General features: G+C 40.6%; 23 protein-coding genes, 1 rRNA gene and 1 pseudogene. 22 read left to right on the top strand and 3 right to left on the bottom strand.

Features of this window, described 5'->3' with window-relative positions:
* Positions 1 to 338: 338 nt before the first annotated feature.
* Positions 339 to 1,565: a glycoside hydrolase family 18 protein gene (locus tag JOC77_RS06970; protein ID WP_204540745.1), complete on the top strand. Its 1,227-nt coding sequence runs from the start codon at positions 339 to 341 to the stop codon at positions 1,563 to 1,565.
* Between the two features lie 66 nt (positions 1,566 to 1,631).
* Here JOC77_RS06970 and JOC77_RS06965 read toward each other — a convergent pair whose 3' ends face one another.
* Positions 1,632 to 2,366 (bottom strand): GntR family transcriptional regulator, encoded by a 735-nt coding sequence (locus JOC77_RS06965; RefSeq protein WP_239558647.1) that lies wholly within the window; start codon positions 2,364 to 2,366, stop codon positions 1,632 to 1,634.
* Positions 2,367 to 2,638: 272 nt separating this feature from the next.
* Between JOC77_RS06965 and JOC77_RS06960 the strand changes: the two genes are divergently transcribed.
* The 5 genes from JOC77_RS06960 (at position 2,639) to chbG (ending at position 7,205) form a co-directional block, all read left to right on the top strand.
* Positions 2,639 to 2,947: a PTS sugar transporter subunit IIB gene (locus JOC77_RS06960; RefSeq protein ID WP_204540742.1), complete on the top strand. Its 309-nt coding sequence runs from the start codon at positions 2,639 to 2,641 to the stop codon at positions 2,945 to 2,947.
* A 4-nt stretch (positions 2,948 to 2,951) separates the two neighbouring features.
* Entirely contained in the window at positions 2,952 to 4,322 is a 1,371-nt protein-coding gene (locus tag JOC77_RS06955) for a PTS sugar transporter subunit IIC (protein WP_204540739.1), read from the top strand.
* 134 nt (positions 4,323 to 4,456) lie between these two features.
* Complete coding sequence (locus tag JOC77_RS06950) at positions 4,457 to 5,791, top strand: 6-phospho-beta-glucosidase (RefSeq protein ID WP_204541247.1); 1,335 nt, start codon at positions 4,457 to 4,459, stop codon at positions 5,789 to 5,791.
* Positions 5,792 to 6,086: 295 nt separating this feature from the next.
* Positions 6,087 to 6,416 (top strand): PTS sugar transporter subunit IIA, encoded by a 330-nt coding sequence (locus JOC77_RS06945; RefSeq protein WP_204540736.1) that lies wholly within the window; start codon positions 6,087 to 6,089, stop codon positions 6,414 to 6,416.
* Between the two features lie 81 nt (positions 6,417 to 6,497).
* On the top strand, positions 6,498 to 7,205 hold the full coding sequence (chbG, locus tag JOC77_RS06940) for a chitin disaccharide deacetylase (RefSeq protein ID WP_204540733.1): 708 nt from the start codon (positions 6,498 to 6,500) through the stop codon (positions 7,203 to 7,205).
* Between the two features lie 67 nt (positions 7,206 to 7,272).
* On the opposite strand, the gene JOC77_RS06935 is transcribed toward chbG, so the two are convergent.
* Complete coding sequence (locus tag JOC77_RS06935) at positions 7,273 to 8,766, bottom strand: peptide MFS transporter (RefSeq protein WP_204540730.1); 1,494 nt, start codon at positions 8,764 to 8,766, stop codon at positions 7,273 to 7,275.
* Positions 8,767 to 9,132: 366 nt separating this feature from the next.
* Here JOC77_RS06935 and JOC77_RS06930 point away from each other — a divergent pair, with 366 nt between their 5' ends.
* From JOC77_RS06930 to JOC77_RS21570, 9 genes are all read left to right on the top strand, one after another.
* Positions 9,133 to 9,603: a nucleoside deaminase gene (locus tag JOC77_RS06930; RefSeq protein WP_204540727.1), complete on the top strand. Its 471-nt coding sequence runs from the start codon at positions 9,133 to 9,135 to the stop codon at positions 9,601 to 9,603.
* Between the two features lie 191 nt (positions 9,604 to 9,794).
* Positions 9,795 to 10,622 carry an alpha/beta fold hydrolase gene (locus tag JOC77_RS06925; RefSeq protein WP_204540724.1) on the top strand — a complete coding sequence of 276 codons (828 nt, stop codon included), beginning with the start codon at positions 9,795 to 9,797 and terminating at the stop codon, positions 10,620 to 10,622.
* A 202-nt stretch (positions 10,623 to 10,824) separates the two neighbouring features.
* Positions 10,825 to 12,186, top strand: a complete 1,362-nt coding sequence (locus tag JOC77_RS06920; protein WP_239558646.1) for a cytochrome P450 — start codon at positions 10,825 to 10,827, stop codon at positions 12,184 to 12,186.
* On the top strand, positions 12,161 to 12,307 hold the full coding sequence (locus tag JOC77_RS06915) for a hypothetical protein (protein WP_204540721.1): 147 nt from the start codon (positions 12,161 to 12,163) through the stop codon (positions 12,305 to 12,307). The genes JOC77_RS06920 and JOC77_RS06915 overlap by 26 nt, the downstream gene beginning before the upstream one ends.
* Positions 12,304 to 12,786: a hypothetical protein gene (locus tag JOC77_RS06910; RefSeq protein WP_204540718.1), complete on the top strand. Its 483-nt coding sequence runs from the start codon at positions 12,304 to 12,306 to the stop codon at positions 12,784 to 12,786. The genes JOC77_RS06915 and JOC77_RS06910 overlap by 4 nt, the downstream gene beginning before the upstream one ends.
* Positions 12,787 to 12,941: 155 nt before the next feature.
* Entirely contained in the window at positions 12,942 to 13,397 is a 456-nt protein-coding gene (locus JOC77_RS06905) for a hypothetical protein (protein WP_204540715.1), read from the top strand.
* Entirely contained in the window at positions 13,381 to 14,433 is a 1,053-nt protein-coding gene (locus JOC77_RS06900) for an alpha/beta fold hydrolase (protein WP_239558645.1), read from the top strand. Before JOC77_RS06905 ends, JOC77_RS06900 begins: the two co-directional genes overlap by 17 nt.
* Before the next feature lie 35 nt (positions 14,434 to 14,468).
* Positions 14,469 to 14,633, top strand: coding sequence for a hypothetical protein (locus tag JOC77_RS06895; RefSeq protein WP_204540712.1), 165 nt, complete (start codon positions 14,469 to 14,471; stop codon positions 14,631 to 14,633).
* A gap of 47 nt (positions 14,634 to 14,680) precedes the next feature.
* Positions 14,681 to 14,815: a hypothetical protein gene (locus JOC77_RS21570; RefSeq protein WP_275585058.1), complete on the top strand. Its 135-nt coding sequence runs from the start codon at positions 14,681 to 14,683 to the stop codon at positions 14,813 to 14,815.
* A gap of 369 nt (positions 14,816 to 15,184) precedes the next feature.
* Here JOC77_RS21570 and JOC77_RS06890 read toward each other — a convergent pair whose 3' ends face one another.
* Complete coding sequence (locus JOC77_RS06890) at positions 15,185 to 16,210, bottom strand: VanW family protein (RefSeq protein ID WP_204540709.1); 1,026 nt, start codon at positions 16,208 to 16,210, stop codon at positions 15,185 to 15,187.
* A gap of 180 nt (positions 16,211 to 16,390) precedes the next feature.
* On the opposite strand from JOC77_RS06890, the gene JOC77_RS06885 reads away from it, so the two are divergent.
* From JOC77_RS06885 to JOC77_RS06855, 7 genes and pseudogenes are all read left to right on the top strand, one after another.
* Positions 16,391 to 17,065: a restriction endonuclease gene (locus tag JOC77_RS06885; protein WP_204540706.1), complete on the top strand. Its 675-nt coding sequence runs from the start codon at positions 16,391 to 16,393 to the stop codon at positions 17,063 to 17,065.
* 21 nt (positions 17,066 to 17,086) lie between these two features.
* Positions 17,087 to 18,028 carry a hypothetical protein gene (locus tag JOC77_RS06880; protein WP_204540703.1) on the top strand — a complete coding sequence of 314 codons (942 nt, stop codon included), beginning with the start codon at positions 17,087 to 17,089 and terminating at the stop codon, positions 18,026 to 18,028.
* 9 nt (positions 18,029 to 18,037) lie between these two features.
* Positions 18,038 to 18,762 (top strand): annotated as a pseudogene (locus JOC77_RS06875) (ROK family protein); the annotation flags it as partial.
* An 18-nt stretch (positions 18,763 to 18,780) separates the two neighbouring features.
* The gene (locus JOC77_RS06870; protein WP_204540700.1) at positions 18,781 to 20,010 is read left to right on the top strand and encodes an MFS transporter; all 1,230 of its coding nucleotides are present in this window, start codon (positions 18,781 to 18,783) and stop codon (positions 20,008 to 20,010) included.
* Between the two features lie 374 nt (positions 20,011 to 20,384).
* Complete coding sequence (locus JOC77_RS21820; RefSeq protein ID WP_204540696.1) at positions 20,385 to 20,678, top strand: cation:dicarboxylate symporter family transporter; 294 nt, start codon at positions 20,385 to 20,387, stop codon at positions 20,676 to 20,678.
* Positions 20,620 to 20,838 carry a hypothetical protein gene (locus tag JOC77_RS06860; RefSeq protein WP_204541284.1) on the top strand — a complete coding sequence of 73 codons (219 nt, stop codon included), beginning with the start codon at positions 20,620 to 20,622 and terminating at the stop codon, positions 20,836 to 20,838. Before JOC77_RS21820 ends, JOC77_RS06860 begins: the two co-directional genes overlap by 59 nt.
* A gap of 610 nt (positions 20,839 to 21,448) precedes the next feature.
* A 16S ribosomal RNA gene (locus JOC77_RS06855) occupies positions 21,449 to 21,522 on the top strand; the annotation flags it as partial.

Raw genomic sequence — 21,522 nt, 5'->3', positions numbered from 1 at the left:
GTTCACCCGTATTGCGGGAGTTTTTTTCAACAACATTGATACATCTATTCAAGGTGAATTATTGATATAGGTTCGCCTTAAAAAAGAAACATAGACAGTAAGGTGAAAACTTTAAAAATATTAATAATAAATTTGTAATAACATATTGTCCCGGTATATAGTTAATGTAAGTACAACTCCGTTGAATTTCATCTAAAAAAGTAAGCGCTTTCTTTAAGAGAGGAGGGACATATCGTACATACACCATGTATGATCTTCATTGCCAGAACTTTATTTTGTCTTCACTTCTAAGAGTTCTACACAATACCATCAAACAATAGAATTGGAGTGAAATGTTTATGAAGAAAAGCCTTAAAAAGCTAGCTTTCCTCGTATTTTGTTTATTTGTTCTGCCAATATCCGCTTTTGCAGAAAAACCATCCAATCAGGACTTAGATGACAATAAGAAAATTATTGCGTATTTTCCTTCCTGGAACATATACGGCAGAGATTTTCAGGTGAAAGATATAGATGCTGCTAAGATTACTCATATTAATTATGCATTTGCCAATATACAAGATGGAAAAATGGTTCTTGGCGACCCGTGGGCAGATGTTCAAATATCTTTTCCAGGAGATGAACAAAGTCCTGTAAAAGGGAACTTCGGACAATTAATTCAATTAAAGAAGGAAAATCCACATCTTAAAACTTTGATTTCTGTTGGCGGCTGGAGTTGGTCTGGAGGATTTTCTGATGCAGCACTGACAACTGAGTCTAGGGAGAAATTTGCTAATAGTGCGGTGAAATTTTTAAGAGATTACCAGTTTGATGGAGTTGATTTGGACTGGGAATATCCAGTTAGCGGTGGCTTGGAAACTAATATTACAAGGCCTGAAGATAAGAAAAACTATACTCTTCTTTTAAAAGAAATTAGGAGAGAATTAGATAAAGCAGGGAAAAAGGACAACAAACATTATCTGTTAACGATTGCCGGAGGTGCTTCTTCTTCTTTTGTGGCTAATACAGAGCTATCTAAGATAGCAAAATATACAGACTTCATAAATATCATGACATACGATTTTCATGGCAGCTGGGAAAAGGTAAGCGGACATAATGCTCCTTTATATGCTGATCCACTTGATCCATCTGAAGGGCTGAACGGTGATAGCGCTGTGAAGCGCTACTTAGAGGCTGGTGTTCCTTCAAGTGAAATCGTCTTAGGAATTCCGTTCTACGGAAAAGGATGGACCGGCTGTGAAAATAACGAAAATGGCGAGTATCAGACATGCACCGGTCCTTCGATAGAAGGAACCTGGGAGCCTTCAATCTTTGATTACACAGATATAGAACAAAATTATTTGAATAGGGATGGGTATAATTCGTTCTGGAACGACAGGGCAAAGGTTCCGTTCTTATTTAATCCTTCCACCGGAACTTTCATCACGTATGAAAATGAGAAATCGATAGGTTATAAGGCGGATTATATTACCGACAATCAATTAGGCGGGGCAATGATCTGGGAAATCAGCGGGGACAGGAACCTGACTCTGTTATCTGCTCTTTCAGGCCGGGTGCTGAACCAATAAAGAAACAGCACATCGAAGATTAAAGAATAATAAAAAACAGCAGGAACGGCTACGTCCTGCTGTTTTTTACTTGTCATAATTTCTTTCAATTACGAAATGAGCGAGATCACCGCGGAAGATTGTCTTGGAATACTCGATAATTGTGCCATCTTTCGTGTACGCAACAGTATCAAGAGAGAGGCAGGGGTCTCCAATGTTGACGTGCAGTTTATCTGCCGACTCTTCGTCTGCTGTGAAAAGCTCTAGGCTCTCAACAGTCCTGCTAAGTTTAAGCTCAAATTGAGTTTCCAATAGTTTATATAAGGATTCTTCACACGCTTTCTGGTTTAGCCCCGGAGTTTTATACCAAGGCAGGTAGGCTATTTCATATTGAAGCGGCTCTTCATTTACATATCTTACTCTTTCCAGCATATTGACGGGTTCTCCATCTTCTATCTTGAGCATATCTGCAAGATATTCATCTGCTGGGACCACCTCAAGTTTAAGAACCTTGATCAACGGTTTTTTGCCCTGCATTTCAATTTGTGTAGTGAATTGGTCTACTGTTGTTGTCAGTACTTGTTTAACTTTGTCAGGCGAAACAAATGTACCGCTGCCCCTTTTTCGATATACATAACCCTCTGTACTAAGCTGCTGCAAAGCAGAACGGACTGTTGTACGGCTTACACCATACTCATCGCAAAATTCAGCCTCGGTTGGGAGCTGGGAATTTGGTTTGTATTCTCCATTTTTTATTAATTCAATGATGGCATCCTTCACTTGCTGGTGAAGAGCATTACCTTCCTTTAGTTCTGGCATCATAAGGGATTCCTCCTTGATATAAATAGAATATCAGAAAAGCGAAGAGAAATGTACCAATATGTTATCATAATAAATATTTGTTACTACATCTAACAAAGTTGTATTGTAAAAATTCAAAATTGTTATATAATTAAAATACTTAATAAAGAAAACGCTTACACCTATTTTATAAAGGAGGTGATTTTACTACTGAACCGGTATTTCTTTCAAAAATAAGTTTCATAGCTATTATTCTAATTATTTTACTTACATACTTCTAAGGGGGAAGAAGAATGAAAATATTATTGTGCTGCTCAGCTGGTATGTCAACAAGTCTATTGGTTTCAAAAATGGAAGCAAGCGCCAAATCCCAGGGGATCAATTGTGACATTTGGGCTGTCGGATCCACGGAGGTAAATGAACATATTGACAAGGCGGATGTGCTGCTATTGGGTCCTCAGGTTCGCTATCTGCTTGCCCAGCTTAAAAAGACGGGAGCAGAGAAGGGCATACCTGTAGACAGTATTAATCCAGTGCATTATGGGCTTTGCAATGGAGAAGAAGTCCTTAAACAAGCCATTTCGCTAAAAAAGGGGGAATAGTTAAATGATGAATTTTATAGATAGATACATCATGCCGTTTGCTAATAAGCTGGGCAATAACAAACATCTGTTAGCCATCCGTGATGCGCTGGTAGGAATGATCGCAATTACAATGGTTGGTTCCTTAGCGGTTCTTTTAAACAATCTAGGTGCAGTACCGGGAATCGGAAAACCTTATGAGAAGATGATGGTATCGCTTTTCGGGGAAACCTGGAATACTCTTGGCAGTGACATTTGGTGGGGCACGCTCGCCTTTATGACTATTTTTGCAGTATTCGGGATTTCTTATAAATTAGCAAGATCTTATGGTGATGATGGGTTCGAAGCTATGCTCGTGGCTGCAGCCTGTTTCTTCCTATTAGTTCCTCAAGTTGGAAATGTGACGATTACTCCAGAAGGAGGAGAAGCTGTAACAGGAGGAGCCTGGGGCTTTATCGGCTGGAATTATTTTAATGCTACAGCGCTCTTTACAGGGATCATTGTTGCAATCGCAGCAACTGAAATCTTTGTCCGCCTTTCAAGAGTCAAGTATTTGGTCATCAAGCTGCCTGATGGAGTTCCTCCGGCCGTTGCCCGTTCATTTGCTAAGCTTCTTCCGGGTATGGCTACCATCTTTACAGTAGGATTATTTGGACTTGTATTACGTAAATTCATTAGTGATGGTGCATATCTGAACGACTGGTTAAATAAAGTGCTGGTTACGCCGCTTACTGGTGCAGTGGATTCCCTGCCGTTTGCACTTTTAATCGTATTCCTGGTTCATGGTTTCTGGGCGATCGGTCTTCACGGTCCGAACATTCTTGGAGGCATCACAACACCATTAATGACGAAGCTGGGACAGGAAAATCTAAATATGTATGCGCAGGGGGTTACTGACTTAGATAAGTATAACGTACTGTCCGGTGCATTTTTAGATGCATTCGTATACCTTGGAGGTTCCGGGGCGACCTTAGGCTTACTGGTTGCTATGTTTATCGCGGGCAGGAAGCGCCATAAGCAATTGCTCGCACTGGGAACACCGCCGGGAGTATTCCAAATCAATGAACCAATTCTTTTCGGTTTACCAATTGTATTGAATCCGATCTGGTTTGTACCATTTATTCTTGGCCCTATCGTTATGACAATTGTAGCTTACTTATCTATCAGTTTAGGAATGGTTCACCCGGTTGTAGCGGATATACCATGGGTTACTCCGGCAATTATCGGAGGACTTCTGGCAACAGGAGGGCACGTCTCCGGAGCTGTCCTGGCCGCAGTAAACTTAGCTATATCCATCGGAATATATCTTCCATTTGTTATTGCTCAAGGTCGTATTGAGAGTAGAAGAGAAAGAGAACAGGCAGCAGGCAAGAAAGATGATACTTTAGCAGTGTAATCATACCCTAAGCCCTGGGCAGCCCTAGAAGGCAACTTCAAATGGAGGCTCAGGATGAATATTTCTATGGGGAATGTTCTTGGTTTGTACATAATCAAAAATACAACAAAGCAGAGAAAATGAGGTGCATTCAAATGAATTCTGGCTTGAAAATTGTAACGATTGGCGGAGGGTCCAGCTACACTCCTGAACTCATTGAAGGATTTATTAAATATTACGATGAACTGCCTGTGAGTGAAATTTGGCTGGTTGATGTGGAAGCCGGCAAGGAAAAATTAGAAATCGTGGGCAGCTTGGCCAAAAGAATGGTTCAAAAAGCAGGAGTGCCTATCGAGATCCATCTTACCCTCGACAGGAAGGAAGCTCTAGTAGGCGCTGATTTTGTAACGACACAATTTCGGGTCGGCCTGCTTGATGCACGCGGAAAGGATGAAGGCATCCCTCTGAAGCATGGAGTACTTGGTCAGGAAACAAATGGACCCGGGGGCTTATTTAAGGCTCTAAGAACGATTCCGGTCATTCTTGATATCTGCAAGGAAATGGAAGAAGTTTGTCCAGATGCATGGCTGATTAATTTTACAAATCCAGCGGGAATGGTTACTGAAGCCGTGCTGCGTTATAGCAATATCAATAAAGTAGTAGGGTTGTGCAATGTACCTATTGGAATGGAAATGGGTGTGGCTAAACTCCTGGACGTGGAACACAGCCGGGTAAGGATTGATTTTGCAGGGTTAAATCATATGGTATTTGGCCTTGATGTTTACGTGGACGGAGTTTCTGTTAAAGACCAGGTGATTTCTATGATTACAGATCCGGATAAAAGCATTACGATGCAGAACATCCACGCAATGGGGTGGGAGCCTGAATTCCTGCAGGCTTTAAATGTCTTCCCATGTCCTTATCATAATTATTACTATAAAGCGGGAGACATGCTTGAGAAGGAATTGAAAAACTATAATGATGGCGGAACCCGTGCTCAGGTAGTGAAACAACTGGAAGATGAGTTGTTTGAATTGTATAAGGATCCGGAATTAGCCATAAAGCCGCCTCAGCTCGAAAAACGCGGCGGTGCGTATTACAGCGACGCTGCAGTTAGACTTATACACTCCATGTATACAGATAAGCGCGATATCCAGCCGGTAAATACCATGAACCGTGGTGCGATTGCAAGCATGCCATTTGATTCTGCAGTGGAAGTAAGCTGTATTATTACAAAGGACGGTCCAAAACCGTTGGTGATGGGTGACCTTCCTGTGGCTGTCAAAGGACTTGTCCAGCAGATCAAGTCGTTTGAACAAGTATCTATTGAAGCAGCAGTCACTGGTGACTATGGTAAAGCACTGCTGGCAATGACAATAAACCCGCTTGTGCCGAGTGACCGGGTCGCCAAAATGATCTTGGATGAAATGCTGGAGGCGCATAAAGAGTATCTACCTCAGTTTGATCGAGAACTAAGCCCGTCCTTATAGTCTGAAGGCCTTCTTTTATAGGAAGGCCTGAAGTTATTTTTTAATAAATGGCTATGATAACGTTTCATGTTTATTTTTGCACTTTGTTGATCTTCACTGCAGGTGTGATACTCCTGCGGGAAAAGCCGGTCAACGGAAGACCCCGCAGGCGTATACGCCGAGGGGCTTCCGGACCGCCCACGGAAAGCGAGTTCCTGTAGCCGAAATCAACAAGTAGATATAAAAGAGCTTAATTACTAAATAAAATCAAAATGAACGGCCAAGATGGAGCCATTGATTCATTGGAGGAAGCGAAATGGAAAACTTTGAAACAGCGATTTTTCAGCTTATTCTGCATGGGGGTAACGGAAGAAGCTCTGCCATGGAGGCCATTCAGGCTGCAAAACGTAGAGACTTTGCCGGTGCGAGGGAAAAAATAAAGGAATCCGAACAGGCATTGAATGAGGCACATAAAATTCAGACGGCGCTTATACAGGGTGAGATAAGAGGAGAAAAAACTGAAATGTCACTGTTGATGGTCCATGCTCAGGACCACTTAATGAATGCTATTACTGTTAAAGATCTTGCCGCAGAAATGGTAGATTTATATATGAATATCAAACTTTCTGAAGGTGTGGCGGAATAATAGGAACTGCGATAGATGGTTTTTTTAAAAGAGTACTCTGGATATTTATGAAAAACATCAAGCCAAAAAAGGAGACTTCCAATGATTAATCTATTAATTAATGCAGATGATTTTGGTTTCAGTCAGGGTGTAAATCATGGGATAATTGACTGCCATAAATATGGTATAGTCAATTCTGCGACCATGATGATGAACATGGCAGGCACTGAGCATGCAATTGAACTTGCAAAACAGAACCCGCGGTTAAAAGTAGGAATTCATCTTGTACTAACATGTGGCAGACCTTTATTGCAGGATGTGCCTTCATTGGTGGACGACTATGGTAACTTTAATTCCTTGGCCAATCTAGCAAAAGCGGTGGATATTTCTTTAGATGAATTAGAACGTGAATGGACCGCACAAGTTGAGAGGTTTTTGGCTTCTGGCCTCAAGCCGACTCACCTTGACAGCCACCATCATGTACATACAATGGATCAACTGCTTCCTGTGATCCAAAAACTATCAAATAAGTACGATCTTCCGGTAAGAGTTAACGGAAACAAACTGCTGGAGGGTGTTAAACCCTTAACCGATTTATCGCTTTTTGATTTTTACGGGGAATCGGTGTCTTCCGATTACTTTTTACACCTTCATGACCGCCTGGAAGAAGGCAAAACCGTTGAGATTATGTGCCACCCGGCGTACCTTGATACCAACCTTTTGAAAGGATCTTCCTATACACATACAAGACTAAAGGAATTGGAAATCCTGACCTCAGTTCAATTACCGGGTGAACTTGTATTATTATAGAATTCATCAGAAATAAGAAAAGACAGCTTGTCATTTAGGACAAGCTGTCTTTTTTCTAGCTTATAAATTAACGTACACCCTTCATAAGACCTTGAATTTTTGGTGCAAGAGCAAAAAGGATAAATCCTAGTGCTAATGAAACTACCCCGATGACTCCGAAATACGCCATTTCTGTTTCTGCAGAGTAGAATCTTACAAGCTGTGCGTTTAAAGCTTGTGCTGCAGCACTAGCTAAGAACCATAAGCTCATCGTTTGTGCTGAGAATGCGGCAGGAGCCAGTTTTGTTGTCGCTGAAAGTCCAACTGGTGATAAACAAAGCTCACCAAGAACAACGATGAAATAGCTGAGTACCAGCCACAATGGACTTACTAATGCGTCTTCTCCACCGAAATAAGCAGGAAGAAGGATTACAAGGAATGATAAACCAGCGAATAATAAACCTAGAGCAAACTTTTGAGGTATAGACGGCTGGCGTTTTCCTAATTTAACCCACATCCATGCGAACACAGGAGCTAACATAATAATAAATAATGGATTTAGTGATTGGAACCATGCAGGTGAAATATGAATGCCTGCGAAATCTAATTGAGTTCTCTTATCTGCATAACTTGCTAAGATGGTTGAACCTTGTTCCTGAATAGCCCAGAACATAACCGCTGCTATAAACAATGGGATATAGGCGATTAAACGAGAGCGTTCAGTTGAAGTTGTTTTAGGGCTGCGATACATAAAGATGAAGTATAAAGCAGGAATAACAAATCCAAGAACAGCCACAAGGTTAATAAAGCCTTCAATTGTTAAAGTACCTGTAGTTGATGCAATCACAATGATAGCTGCAAGAATTACAGCTGCAAGTCCCATTTTAGTAAAGACAGATTTTCTATCTGATGGTGATAGTGGATTTGCAGGTATCGTTCCTGCAAGGCCAAGGTTTTTTTTCTTTGTTGCAACAAAAACAATTAATCCAAGCAGCATACCGATTGCAGCAATTCCGAAACCAAGGTGGAAGCTGTATTTCATTCCAACTGTTCCGACAATTAGCGGTGAAAGGAAGGCACCTGCGTTAATTCCCATGTAGAAAATGCTGAAGCCTGCATCGCGGCGATCGTCATTTTCAGCGTACATTTCCCCAACTACACTGGATACGTTTGGTTTAAGGAGACCAGTTCCTAAGACGATCAATACCATGGATACAAAGAACATTGCTAGACTTCCAGGTATAGCAAGAACAATATGTCCGAGCATGATCAGGATGCCTCCGTAAAATACGGCTCTTGAAGTTCCGAAAATTCTGTCGGCCAGCCAGCCGCCAATGATGCCTGACATATATACCAGGGATCCGTAAATGGAAACAATGGCAAGGGCTGTACCTTCATCAATTCCTAAACCGCCCTTTGAAACTTCATAATACATATAATAAACAAGGATGGCTCTCATACCGTAATAGGAGAATCGCTCCCAAAACTCAGTAAAGAAAAGTGTGAATAATCCTTTAGGATGTCCAAAGAAACCTTTTTGAGGAACACTATCCACAATTTTCTGTTTATTTATTGATGACATACTTTCTCCTCCTTTTTAGTTATTTTATAATAACTTTAATTCGTAATGTTGTAAACACAATTTAGTATATTTCAACTAAATACCAGAAATTAAGTATTTTTAAAGATATTTTAAAATAGTATGTAAATTATAAATATTGGCAATATTACTTATCTTTTCCGTAAGAAAAAATGAGGTGTCATTCCTGTTATTTTGCCCTTCATAGGATTACCCTTAAGGGCTGTTTATAATTACAGTTAATGAAAAACCATCTCTGAATCGGTACGGGCCTCTAAATAATGAGGCAGATTATCTTCCAGGGCAATATGAATTCCTTGCAGATTTTAGTTAAGTGTAAATATAACTTTTTTAAGGGGGGAAGCCGGAATGGAGAGAGAAGATTTCATGAAGGAAGCGGTACGACTTGCTAAGATTAATGTCTCCTTAAACAGCGGCGGCCCTTTTGGAGCAGTGATTGTTAAAGATGGAAAAATTATAGCAGCAGGCCAGAATAAAGTCACAGCTTCCTGTGACCCGACAGCACATGCCGAAATTCAGGCCATAAGAGCGGCCTGTTTGGCGCTCCGCCATCATCAACTGGACGGCTGTGAAATTTATTCAAGCTGTGAACCTTGCCCGATGTGTCTAAGTGCCATTTACTGGGCACGTCCAAAGGCAGTGTATTATGCATGTACAAAAGATCAAGCGGCAGCCATTGGATTTGATGATCAGTTTATCTATGCAGAGCTTTCGCTGCCCCTGGAAAAACGCAGACTGCCTATGAAGCAAATAATTATTCGAGACAGCGAAGTCCCGTTCGCCAGGTGGGGTGCTTCAACGAAAAAAATAGAATATTGATTGATAGATAAGTTTGTGAATACAGATATAAATCTGATTCGAAAAGCAGGAAGAGGTGCCATGGTGCATCTCTTTTTTTGTTCATTTTCAAAAAGAGCCACAGGCAGGTATTCCCTGTAAAGCATAAGTTGAAGTATGGACAGGGTGTTTTAAAGGTTTCACACAAAAAATGATTTGTGGAGGTCGGATAGTTGGAAAAGAAACAAACGATTATCAATCATAAGAAGGTTTTTTATTTAGAGGAAGGAGATCCAGGCAGTCCAGCCGTTCTTTTGCTGCATGGAGTCCCAGAGTCCTCCCTGGTTTGGGAGGAAATCGTTCCAGCTATACTATCAAGCGGCTGCCGTGCTATTGCACCTGATCTGCCCGGCTTTGGCCAGAGTGAACCGTTTGATGAAGCTTCTACATGGGAGCGTTTTGGTGAGTTTGTATCAGATTTTAAGAAGCATCTGCATTTAGAGAAGGTGCACCTTGTAGTCCATGATTGGGGCGGGTTAATCGGACTTAAATGGGCTTGTGATCATCCAGAAGATGTATTAAGTATCGTTGTTTCCAATTCGACGATTTCAGACGAATACAGCTGGCATAAGCTGGCACAGATATGGCGTACTCCTGGCATAGGGGAAGAAGCAATGAAGAAGTTTGCGGATTGGGGGCAATTCTCTTCCGAAACAAGAAAATCGATTCCCGGTATTACCGAAAAAACGCTGAAGGACTTTTATCAGGTATTTCATACAGAGGATTCCAGTAAAGTGGTCCTGGATTTATACAGATCAGGAAATTTGCAAACAGTTAAAATGTATCAGGAAAAACTGAAATCACTGAAAGTACCGGTGTCCATTCTATGGGGGGAAAACGACCCGTACGTACCCTTGCCATTTGCCTGGAAACTGAAGAATGAAAGCTTTCCGCATGCACAGGTTTCTGTTATACAGGATGCCGGACATTTTATCCAGATTGAAGTCCCTCATGCAGTGAATAAACTCATGATTCAGCACTTAAATCAGTATAAAAAATAGCGAGATCTGTATAGGCGGCGGAAGCTTCGGGAAATAGGGACTGTCCCCCCAAGAAAATGCCTAAAACCAAGCCTGAAGCCTTTGGGAAATGGGGGACAGTCCCCAAAAAAACATTGGTTTTCTGAGCTATAGTACAAGCCGGAGTGTAGATATTTCATAGGATGGGGTGAGGGAAAGTTTATGTGAAGGAGGCAGTGCCCAATTGAGTGATTCAGATGGCTTGAAGAAGGTTCCCAGCGGCCCAGAGGGAAGGTTGATTTCCGGGCATGTTAAGGACTTCCAGGCAGATCCGCTTGGTTTTTTGAAGCGTGTATCTGGTTATGGTGAAGTGGCTAAGATGCGGTTCGGGCCTTTTCAAAATGTGTACCTGATTTCTGATCCTGACTTGATCAAGCAGGTACTTGTTACAAAACAAAAGTCATTTAAGAAATCGCAGGACTTTAATGCATTGAAACCGGTAGTCGGGGAAGGGCTGCTGACCAGCGAGAAAGAGTACCATATGCGTCAACGGAGGCTTATACAGCCGGCGTTTAAGAAAACAAATATCAGAAGCTATGCCCAGAGCATGATTGATATTACTACTGATTATGTATCCAAGTGGCGAGATGGAGAAGAACGGATTATCACCCAGGATACGATGAATATAACGCTGGATATTATTTCAAAAACGATGTTCAACATGGAATTTAAAGAAGGCTATAACATCATTGGTCCGCCTTTAGATACTGTAATGCATATCGCCGTAAAGAGAATGAGGAAATTATTCAATCTTCCTTTATGGATCCCGACGAAAAAGAATCGTGAATTTAATAAGGCAATCGAACAGCTTGATGCCGTGCTTTATACCATTATCGAAAAAAGACGGCAGGATACCGAAAAGCATGAGGACATGCTGGGTATCTTAATGGACGCGCGGGATGAAGAGGATGGGATTGGAATGACTGATATTCAGGTTCGTGATGAGCTGATGACTATGTTTCTGGCAGGACACGAAACCACAGCCAATGCTTTAGCCTGGACGCTGTTATTGCTTTCGCAGAATCCGGAAGCAGAACAGAAGTTCTTTGATGAGGTGGATCAGGTAATCGGCAGCCGCAGCCCTGCTCCAGAAGATTTTATGAAACTAACGTACACCCAGAATGTGATCTGGGAATCCCTAAGGCTGTATCCGCCTGCCTTCGTAATAGGACGTGAAGCCCTGGAAGAGGTTGAAATTGGCGACTACCAATTTAAAAAAGGTGACATGATCATGATCAGCCAGTATGTGATGCATCATAAGCCGGAGTATTTTGCGGATCCAGAGATTTTCCGTCCTGAAAGATTTGAAAACAACTTTGTAAAAACAATCCCCGCTTACGCGTACTTTCCGTTTGGAGGCGGCCCAAGAGTGTGCATAGGAAATCATTTTGCCCTTATGGAAATGGTGCTCGTTCTTGCAACAATGGCGCAGAGATTTAAAGTAAAGCTCGCCCCGGATCATAGTCGTGTAACCCCTTATCCATCAATCACCCTCCGGCCAAAAGGCGGTATAAGAATGATTGTTGAAGAAAGAACGCCTCTTTAGGGTTGAAGGTCCAACAGAAAGAGAACAGCCAAAACGTTTATCTGATGAAAAAGGGGGTGCTTTATTTTATGCCCAGGAAAAAATGACAATAAAAACAGCTCAAAAGAAAGACCCTTTTTGACAAGGGAAGAAATAGACTCAATCGGGACGTGGGCATCCCAAATGAGGAAATACCCGCTCTATACTCCTAAGCAAAAAATGAAGCTCGCAAAAAGTATATTAAAGCTTCGTTATAAAATGATTGGCAGCGGTTTAAACCGGATGGTTTTTGACCTGGATAATGGATATGTATTAAAAGTGGCATTTTCCGGGATAGGCCTTATAAGTAATAAACAGGAATACAACCTATATCACAGCTGTAAGGAAGAAGTCCGCCAGTTTCTTTGCCCGGTGTTCGAAATGGGGGAAGGGTGGATTATTATGAAGAAGATGGACCGTAAGGCTTCTATGACTAGTCAGCATTTGCTGAACTTAATCGCCATGAGAAGCAAATTTTATCGAAATGGAATATTACCTGTTGATTTAAGGTTCGGCAATGTGGCTTTATCTCAGGAAAATAAAATGTTGGTTATAGACTATGGATTATTTATAACTATATGAAACTGTACTTTTGTCCGTTTCTAATTTTTCGATATTGCATATTCTAGTAAAACAAAGACAAGCAGGAGCGTTCCTTTCTTGGTAAGGGACTTGAATGGACCGGAAGTTTTACCTCCTGCCGTGTAAACAAGATAAAAGTAGAAGGGATAGTAAATATGGAAATTAAAGAAAATCCAGATAACTATTACGAAACTCTTCGGTTAATGGGAGTTCAAAAGGAAAAAGAACTGAACACTCTCATAAGAGAGGCACTTAATAATGATGAGTGGATCAAAGAGGCGAGCCTCCAATCGAATACTACTGCTAAGATGGTCAAGCAGATGCAGGAATCTATGGAAGCATTATCTGCACTTGGAAATTTCCCTACAAAAAGGGATGTAGCAAATGTGGCAAAAATGCAGGTTCAGCTTGAGGAAAAGATTGATCAGTTAGAGGAAAAGCTCTCTAAAATGGTAAAGATCTGTAAAGCATCCAAACGCAAGAAGAGCAAAGACAAGAAGGATAAAAAAAAGAAGCATTCCAAGAAGGAGTCAGGAAAATCAGAAAGTATCGATAAACTTATGCACTCTCTGAATGAGGGAATGAACCAAACACATGGAAAAAGAAAATAAGAGTCTTGATATAAAAAGCATAGAGTCTAGGGTGGCCCTTGCCAGGGAAGCAATCAATGGTCCTCTGCCCGAAATGGGAGTAACCAAAAGAGAAGCAGTCTGGAAGAAAAATAAAGCAACTTTGTGGTATTACCCTCCTGCAGAGAAAAAATATAGAATACCTGTATTTATTGTGTATTCTCTCATTAATAAGCCGGTTATTCTTGATCTTTCTCCGGAAAGCAGCATGATCGCGTCATTTGTAAATGAAGGCTTTCAAGTATATTTATTAGATTTTGGGGCTCCTGGCTTTGAAGATGGCGATCTAAGCATCAGCGGTTATGTTTCGGATTATATCCAAAAAGGTGTAAAAAAAGCTTTACGGCATTCCCGTGCAAAAGAAATTACGGTGTACGGTGTCTGTCTAGGGGGAACCCTTGCAGCAATGTATGCAGCCATCGCTGAGGAACCGGTGAAGAATCTAATACTTTCAACCCCGCCGATCGACTTCAGCCATTCTCCTGCCTTTGATGAATGGTCAAAGGCAATCAGAGAAGGCAATGCCGATTTTGACGAATGGCTGGATGTAACACAGACATTACCAGGTTTTGTAGTCAATCGAGGATTAAACCTTGTTACATCCCCTATACACTTTTCAAGTTACCTTGCACTTTTAAGCAGAGTAGAAGACCCTAAATATGTCGATAAATGGCGCCGTTTTAATCACTGGACAAGAGATCATGTTCCATTTACAGGGGCAGCAATGAAACAAATGATGAACGATTTGGTCAGAAAAAACAAACTAGTAACTGGCGAGATTAAAATAAATAAGAAGAAAGCATCCTTAAAAAATATCCAGGCTAACCTACTTGTAATTGCAGCAGAAAATGACTTCTTAGTACCAGAAAAGATGATCAAGCCTATCATGAAGCTTGTTTCCAGCCGAGACAAAACCTATAAACTGATAAAAGGCGGTCATACCTCATTCAGCAACGCCTCCATGTTTCCTCCATATATAGCAGAATGGCTGCCTGAAAGGTCTGAACCAAGAAGCTGAAATCATATGCCGGTTTCCTGAAGGGAGGTGAACCCATGTACTTGCTGTATTCACCAGGTATCCTTCCGCTTGAACCACATAGCCTTGGAATTGCATCACAGGTATTTCCCCGTTTCCTCCGCTTTTTAAAAGAAGCGGAGCAGATACAGCCGGCAGAAACAGATGACGACACTTTACTGCCCTGGTTTTTGTATGTCTAAGTTTAGGGATTAAACATGGAACCTTGCTATTAAAGGAGGTGATTGCTATGAAAAATATGAACAATCGTATGCAGCTAAGACAAGTTATTAATAGAGTGAGAGTATTTAAAAGAGAGCTTAAAAGAGATATCAAAAGAGATACAAGATCTTTCTTAAGGGATTTAAAAAGAATTACGATGTAGTGATCAAATTATTGATTAAGTAAATAGACAATTTTATAAAGAACCTTTAAACAGCTTGTAAATCGAGCTGTTTTTTTAATACCAAATACGTCTATAGAATGCTAACTTAGGGATGTAAAAGGTCTAGCTCCAGTGATTAAACTGTTTTTTCCAGGTATCCACCTTTGTCATATTTCTATAGTGGCTATTGATTAGGTGCTTTATAAAGCAAAAACCCCCCTCTACAATTGATGAAGGGGAGCAAGGGTTTATAATGTGTTAATTCCTTCTAGGGGAGTCCATATGAATGAAGCTTAATCCCTCTGCAATCGGTACCGCTTGTATTTTTCGGACAGCCGTATAGGCTGATTCTATTGTTTGTGTTCAAGTTTAGTTCTGCCCTCGTATCCGTGCCATATACTTTTCCGACGTTCGTACTTCAACGGTTAATGTCCCGTTTTGTTTATCCACTATTGTTTTTATCAAGAAGGGCACTCCTGCCGTGTTCTGAAATCTGAAATCCAACCCACCATAAGATACAGTAGCATCTCTGCCGTTAGGCACGTAGCCTACATTGAGTGAATGATGGTGCTTTTCCACATAGCTGACTCCTAATTGATCGATAGCATTGTATAGAGTGGAAGAAGTCTGGCAGATTCCGCCTCCGATTCCGTCAACCAGTTTACCATTTAATGCTTCTTTTGCTTTTTGATAGCCATGTGCTGCGTCGCTTGGTCCAACTGTAGTATTAAAGGAGAAAATGTCCCCTGTGCCAAGGATGACATTATGAATAGCTTGTGCAGAAAGTTCAATATTGCGTGTTCTTCCGGCTAAAGATTTGTCAAAGCGGGTTGTATAAGAGGCAGCGACCGCTTCTCCTAAATGTGCTGCTTCCTCAGGCTTATATCCGCTTTCGGTAATAGTTAACGGAAGTTCTAGATCTCCGCCGCTTCTGGACAAGGCAAGAACCTGCTCCAGAAATTCCTCTTCTTCAAAAATGATTCGTGGTTTCCCTTTGATGATTTCACCGTTTGGCCCTATTTTATCCGGCAGCATTCTCTGATCTAAACCGATTGATTTCTCAGAACCTTTGGCGGCAGCTCTTGCCCAGTCTTTGATTTCTTTCTTATATGCTTCATCCTTCGTGCCAAATCCCAGAATACCGGGATCAAAGGTTTTGATTACTCTTTGTGAAAGAGGGTGAATGACTTTTACCTCTGACGTCTCTGGTTTTTCCTTAGGCTCTTGTTCTTTTTTTTCACTGGTCTCACTAAGCTTTTCTTTTTCCAGCGCCTCTTGAAGCTCCGCTACTTTTTTCTCTAATTCTTTTTCTTTTGATGCCTGTTCTTCACAAGCAGATAGCCCTAACACACTTCCAGCCAGCAGCAATGAACGGATAAATATATAATTTTTCATTTTTCCCCCGCGAATTCTTTTTTTCTGACATTTATTTTATTCGCAGATATTCAGCTATATGACTAAAAATATTAGTGATAATATTAAAAAGAATATTAATTATTATAAAAACTAATAATTGACTTAATATAATTAGGGATATATAGTAAAATTATCCATAAAAAAGGAGTCGACCAATAAGTGAATACACAAGCATGGCTCATCCGGCCAAAGCCTCATGATCGAGAACGTATGAATGAATTTTTGGAAGAAGAGATTGTGGCAGTGGGCTGGCCTCATATTGGAGATCTCACCGGACTTAGAGAGCATCATTTACGTGAGCTTATCCAAAGTGCTTATAAGGAAAGCAATTCGGCGCTGGCTACCTTGAAGATGATTGTTTATCGAATGAAGCCGGGAGATTATGTACTGGTTCCTTATAAGGGAACCATCTATTTTGGAAAAATCACAAGTGATTATAAATATGCAGAGGAAAAGGACAACGATGAATGGGGATATCCCCACCAGCGGATGGTTCGTTGGTATAACCTCGTACTTGAACGTGATGAGCTTCCAGAAAATCTGAAAAAATCAACAAGGGTGGTTAGAACAGCTGCAGATCTTACTTCTCATGTTCATACCATCGAAGAGTTATTAAATGAAGAAACCATTCTGCCGGAAATGTCTTTTCATGCTGAGGAACCGATGATGTATATGTCTGCACCTGCACAATATAGGGAAGAGCACGATGAGCATGAAGAAGATGAAATGGAGTTCATACAGAGGGCCAAAAAGGTTTTAGAAATGGAGCTTGATAATCCTGATCCAATGGTGCGCCTTCGCGCAGCTGAGATTGTTTTAAATTTAAAAAAATAACATATGAAGGGAAGAGATTGTATGGAAAACAAAAAGCTTCGAATAAAAGCAGAAACAGACTCGCTGGTTATCGGTGGATTGAGCATCAGCTTTGAAAGGACTCTCCGTATACCGGATGATGATCAGGTATATCCGCTTCCGCCGAGTTTAGGTTCCTTCTTTATATATAAGGTAGAGGATTACCTGGATAAGGTCCCTGAAAAATGGCGTGAGCTGGGTGGTTATTTTATCGGGATGTATCAACGGGAAGCACTGTGGCTGAATTTCTCAGGATCACCTCATGCCCTTATTGTGGATGCGGGGAATATTAATGCAATCACAGGTAATGAAAAGGAAGACTTATTAAACGATGCTGACCAAAATTACATAGTCCCGCCTGACCAGCCCTGGCTTGATGGATTTAATGCAGGTGAAGGATTTATCCGGCAGTTTGTTGCCATGCCAATCGGCCTTGGCTATACCGTGGAAGAACAGCTCTCTCAAACGGAAGCTTTAGGCGGAATGAGATTTGTGGTATTTGCTCCAAAACCTGATATCATACCGGAATACAGCCCCCTGTTAAAAAGTTCCGTAATGGAATGCAGTCTGAATGACTCTATGGGACTGGCGGCAGGCGGTAAAATGAAGCAGGAAATCTATCCGGACGAATATGGAATTGACGTGTGGGATTCAGAGAGCAAGACCGAAATATATATCCATGTTGCAAACAGTCAACAATTCAGTGAAATCACTGGCCGAAATCTTATGCCTTCTCCCGTGGATGCAGATGCCTATACTAACAACGGGTATCCTTGGTTTGATTTATATAATGAAAACAAAGGGGATGTTAAGGCCGCTCAGAAGCTTTCGGGTGTAAAATCAATAAAGGCTGTAGATGAAGAACTAGGTGAGATAAGCAATGAGCCGTCTTTAAACATTCCTGATTCACAAATTGTTACAATTACAGGGAAAAAGAAAGTGTAATAAATAAAAGATGATGGTTTAAATTTATTAACGAAGTGCATTGAAAACATCATTACTAAATATCCAAAAATCAGTTCTATGGCAATTGGCGTTCCTGGTTCGGTTGATAGTGGACGGATTTTTTATATACCAGGATATGAGCAGTTTCAAAATTTTGATTTAAAAGGATACTACGAAGAACATTTTTCAATACCTGTTGTAGTAGAGAACGATATGAATGCTGCTGTTCTCGGATATCACTATAATAGGGGATTTAAGGACAAGCAATCCCTTATTTATTTATATTCTGGTCAAAATGGTCCCGGTGCAGGAATTATGATAAATGGAGATGTGGTGCGTGGAAGTACTTTTTTCTCGGGAGAGGTGTCATTCGTCCCTCAGTATAATGAAAAAAATTTTCGGCAAGCTTTAGAAAATGGAAGTGGACCTAAAAAATAAGGATCAGTGAGGATTATGAGATTGAGCAATCAGCAGATTAATTGCCTCGTTTGCAGCTATCATTAACCCTCACATCATCATTTTTTGTAGAGATGATATTGAAGAAGCGGTATTAAACAAAAATTGCCATAGGCAGCTCAAAATATATCCCTTCAGAACAACTTCCAGAGCTTACAATGAGTGATTGGAAACAAGAATATTTGTATGGGTTACAAAGTCTTGGACTTGATCTTATGATGAATGGAATGGAGCAAACAAGTAAAACAGAGCGGAAACAACAGTTGACTACTAAATAATAAATGCGAGGATTAAATATGACAACATTCCTTTTAGTTATCATTTATTTGGCTTTTATCAGCTTAGGTTTACCTGATTCATTGTTGGGGGTAGCGTGGCCCACGATGCAATCGGACTATGGAGCCCCGCTTGAGACTGCCGGATTACTTTTTATGACGATTGCCGGTGGTACTATTATCTCCAGTTTAGCTAGTGGAAGGATCCTTAAACGTTTCGGAACTGGCAATGTAACATTCGTCAGTTGCTTAATGACTGCTGGTGCTTTGCTAGGATTTCATTTTGCTCCGTCGGTTATTTGGTTAGTTGTATGTGCCATACCACTAGGATTAGGTGCGGGAGCAGTTGATTCAGGATTAAACGATTATGTTGCTACACACTATAAAGCACACCATATGAGTTGGTTACATTGTTTTTGGGGAGTCGGAGCTACTTTTGGTCCTATCATTATGGCTCAGTTTATTTCAGGTCAAAATTCTTGGAGAGATGGTTATTTTGCAATTTCCGGAATTCAATTCGCGTTAGTTGTAATCCTTTTCTTTACCTTGCCCTTATGGAACAGAGTGACAACAAGCAATAATACCCTAAATGAAGAGCCAGAAGCTACAAAAGGTACATCTTTTAATGAAGATGCTAAAGATATAAAACCCTTACAAATTAAAGGAGTTAAATTGGCTCTGATATCCTTCTTGTTTTATTGTGGGGTAGAATCAACAGTGGGTCTGTGGGGAAGTAGTTATTTGGTAAATGTAAAGGATATACCCGTAGCAGTTGCTGCACAATGGGTTTCTTTTTATTACGCAGGAATCACAGTTGGTAGATTTATTACAGGCTTTATTACCTTTAAAATTAGTAACAGCACTCTCATTCGGGTGGGGCAAATTATAGCACTTTCTGGTGCCATACTTCTAATCCTGCCATTTCCTTCATCTCTCTCACTTGTAGGTTTTATTATGATTGGATTAGGATTAGCGCCGATATTTCCCTGTATGTTGCACGAAACGCCAACACGCTTTGGAAAGAAGCATTCCCAGAAAATTATGGGCTATCAAATGGCAATTGCCTATACAGGTAGTACTTTTATGCCACCTATTCTTGGACTCATTGCATCTCATTCTACAATAGGAATCTTCCCTTTTTGTATAGTCGTTTTTGTTGCAGCAATGCTTCTAAGTTCAGAAAAATTAAATAACTTACTGAAAAAGAAGGGTCTATTAAATAGAAAAGATGCAAGCTCAACAGCATTTTGATTATGTAGAGGGTCAATAAAAGTTTTCTTCAAAAGTAAAAGAGTGGGGGAGATCTTATTCCTGCCCCTCTTCTCTTATTAATGGGCAGTTTTTTGACGAATTCCGGCACAGCTGTATTTATGAAAATGATCAGCTTCATTATGTATTATGCCCCGATAGACTTGAAGCTTACATTGCTTATTTGGTCGGAACTTTTGGTACAGACCTGCTTGAAACTTATTTCAAATCAACAATGTTATATTTTGCCGTGGCAGCCGTGTTTTTCGCCGTCGCTTATACAGCCTTTGCATATGTCAGTGCTGGAAAAAAAGGAGTAACGGTATTTTGGAAGAATATGATGTCCCCGGCTAGTACCTCTCGCAACTTGCAGCTCAATGGCAACTCTCCCGTTTAATTTGGAAGCTTCTCAGAAAGTAGGAGTCCCTAAAGACATCAGGGAAACGGTTCTTCCATTAGGTGCTTCCATGCATAAAGATAGATTAGTCCTTGGGGTTATTCTAAAAAATGCTTATTCTCGGTATTTAAAATGGAAATTCACAGGTTTTGATACCATTCTTTATGCTGTGCTGATTGACGTATCGGGCGGAACTGTAATGGGAGCTATCTCGAGTGGAGGAATGGTTGCAGAAATGCATATGCTCTGCCTATGGAAGCTCTTCCGATTATAGCTGCCATCACACGATTATCGATGCCCCTGCGACTATGCTGAATGCTACAGGAGACAATACATCTGCCATGCTCGTATCCAGAGCTGTAGAAGGTAAGGATTGGCTGGATAAAGAAGAAGCATACGTTATTAATGATTCAAGAGGCTCTACCGCCGTATAACTTCATAAAAAAGCTAATTTCGATTAGCTTTTTTGTTCTTATATAAGAAGTAATTGATTACGTATAAGATTTGCGTGTGAAATGAAACAGAGAAGATGATAGCTACCTTCCGATCATTCATTAAGCTAAATCGTCTATTTTCTTAAACCCGCTATCAAGTCTATGTGGATCAAGTTAGTCTAACCTATATTTGTAATCCGTAAACGTTACCAATAATTACCACGGATAAAATTACTGCTTTCTATAGACTAAAAGCTGGAACGATGATAATATTTTGATACAACTTCAACAACATATTTACTGTTTTGAGGTGCAGATTAAGTATTGACTACATCAGATAAGCATGTTAGGCTAATAAAGTGGCTGAAGAGCGGCTTGACTAATGCTTAAATGAGACACACAAATTTTCAATGCTTATAGACAACACTTCATAAAAAGTGTTGACGCAACGATTCGAACGTGTTATGATTATTAAGTTGCTTACGAGTGACTGACTAATACTGACTAATGATTGTTCTTTGAAAACTGAACGAAACAAGACGCCAAGCGTATTTTTCTTTCGAGAAAATACAAAAACAAGTTTTAAACTTTTAAGAGCTATATCAAACATTCTTCGGAGAGTTTGATCCTGGCTCAGGACGAACGCTGGCGGCGTGCCTAATACATGCAAGTCGAGCGGATGGA

It is taken from the genome of Peribacillus deserti, assembly GCF_016909175.1.
In the GTDB taxonomy this organism is placed as follows: domain Bacteria; phylum Bacillota; class Bacilli; order Bacillales; family DSM-1321; genus Paraperibacillus; species Paraperibacillus deserti.
Note: the sequence above shows the minus strand (reverse complement) of the source record. Positions and strands in the feature narration are given on the sequence as shown.

What these genes read in the sequence shown, in the direction of transcription:
- JOC77_RS06970 (WP_204540745.1), top strand. Translation starts at nt 339, where the DNA reads ATGAAGAAAAGCCTTAAAAAGCTAGCTTTCCTCGTATTTTGTTTATTT.
- JOC77_RS06965 (WP_239558647.1), bottom strand. Translation starts at nt 2,366, where the DNA reads ATGATGCCAGAACTAAAGGAAGGTAATGCTCTTCACCAGCAAGTGAAG.
- JOC77_RS06960 (WP_204540742.1), top strand. Translation starts at nt 2,639, where the DNA reads ATGAAAATATTATTGTGCTGCTCAGCTGGTATGTCAACAAGTCTATTG.
- JOC77_RS06955 (WP_204540739.1), top strand. Translation starts at nt 2,952, where the DNA reads ATGATGAATTTTATAGATAGATACATCATGCCGTTTGCTAATAAGCTG.
- JOC77_RS06950 (WP_204541247.1), top strand. Translation starts at nt 4,457, where the DNA reads ATGAATTCTGGCTTGAAAATTGTAACGATTGGCGGAGGGTCCAGCTAC.
- JOC77_RS06945 (WP_204540736.1), top strand. Translation starts at nt 6,087, where the DNA reads ATGGAAAACTTTGAAACAGCGATTTTTCAGCTTATTCTGCATGGGGGT.
- chbG (WP_204540733.1), top strand. Translation starts at nt 6,498, where the DNA reads ATGATTAATCTATTAATTAATGCAGATGATTTTGGTTTCAGTCAGGGT.
- JOC77_RS06935 (WP_204540730.1), bottom strand. Translation starts at nt 8,766, where the DNA reads ATGTCATCAATAAATAAACAGAAAATTGTGGATAGTGTTCCTCAAAAA.
- JOC77_RS06930 (WP_204540727.1), top strand. Translation starts at nt 9,133, where the DNA reads ATGGAGAGAGAAGATTTCATGAAGGAAGCGGTACGACTTGCTAAGATT.
- JOC77_RS06905 (WP_204540715.1), top strand. Translation starts at nt 12,942, where the DNA reads ATGGAAATTAAAGAAAATCCAGATAACTATTACGAAACTCTTCGGTTA.
- JOC77_RS06900 (WP_239558645.1), top strand. Translation starts at nt 13,381, where the DNA reads ATGGAAAAAGAAAATAAGAGTCTTGATATAAAAAGCATAGAGTCTAGG.
- JOC77_RS06895 (WP_204540712.1), top strand. Translation starts at nt 14,469, where the DNA reads ATGTACTTGCTGTATTCACCAGGTATCCTTCCGCTTGAACCACATAGC.
- JOC77_RS21570 (WP_275585058.1), top strand. Translation starts at nt 14,681, where the DNA reads ATGAAAAATATGAACAATCGTATGCAGCTAAGACAAGTTATTAATAGA.
- JOC77_RS06890 (WP_204540709.1), bottom strand. Translation starts at nt 16,210, where the DNA reads ATGAAAAATTATATATTTATCCGTTCATTGCTGCTGGCTGGAAGTGTG.
- JOC77_RS06880 (WP_204540703.1), top strand. Translation starts at nt 17,087, where the DNA reads ATGGAAAACAAAAAGCTTCGAATAAAAGCAGAAACAGACTCGCTGGTT.
- JOC77_RS06870 (WP_204540700.1), top strand. Translation starts at nt 18,781, where the DNA reads ATGACAACATTCCTTTTAGTTATCATTTATTTGGCTTTTATCAGCTTA.
- JOC77_RS21820 (WP_204540696.1), top strand. Translation starts at nt 20,385, where the DNA reads ATGGCAACTCTCCCGTTTAATTTGGAAGCTTCTCAGAAAGTAGGAGTC.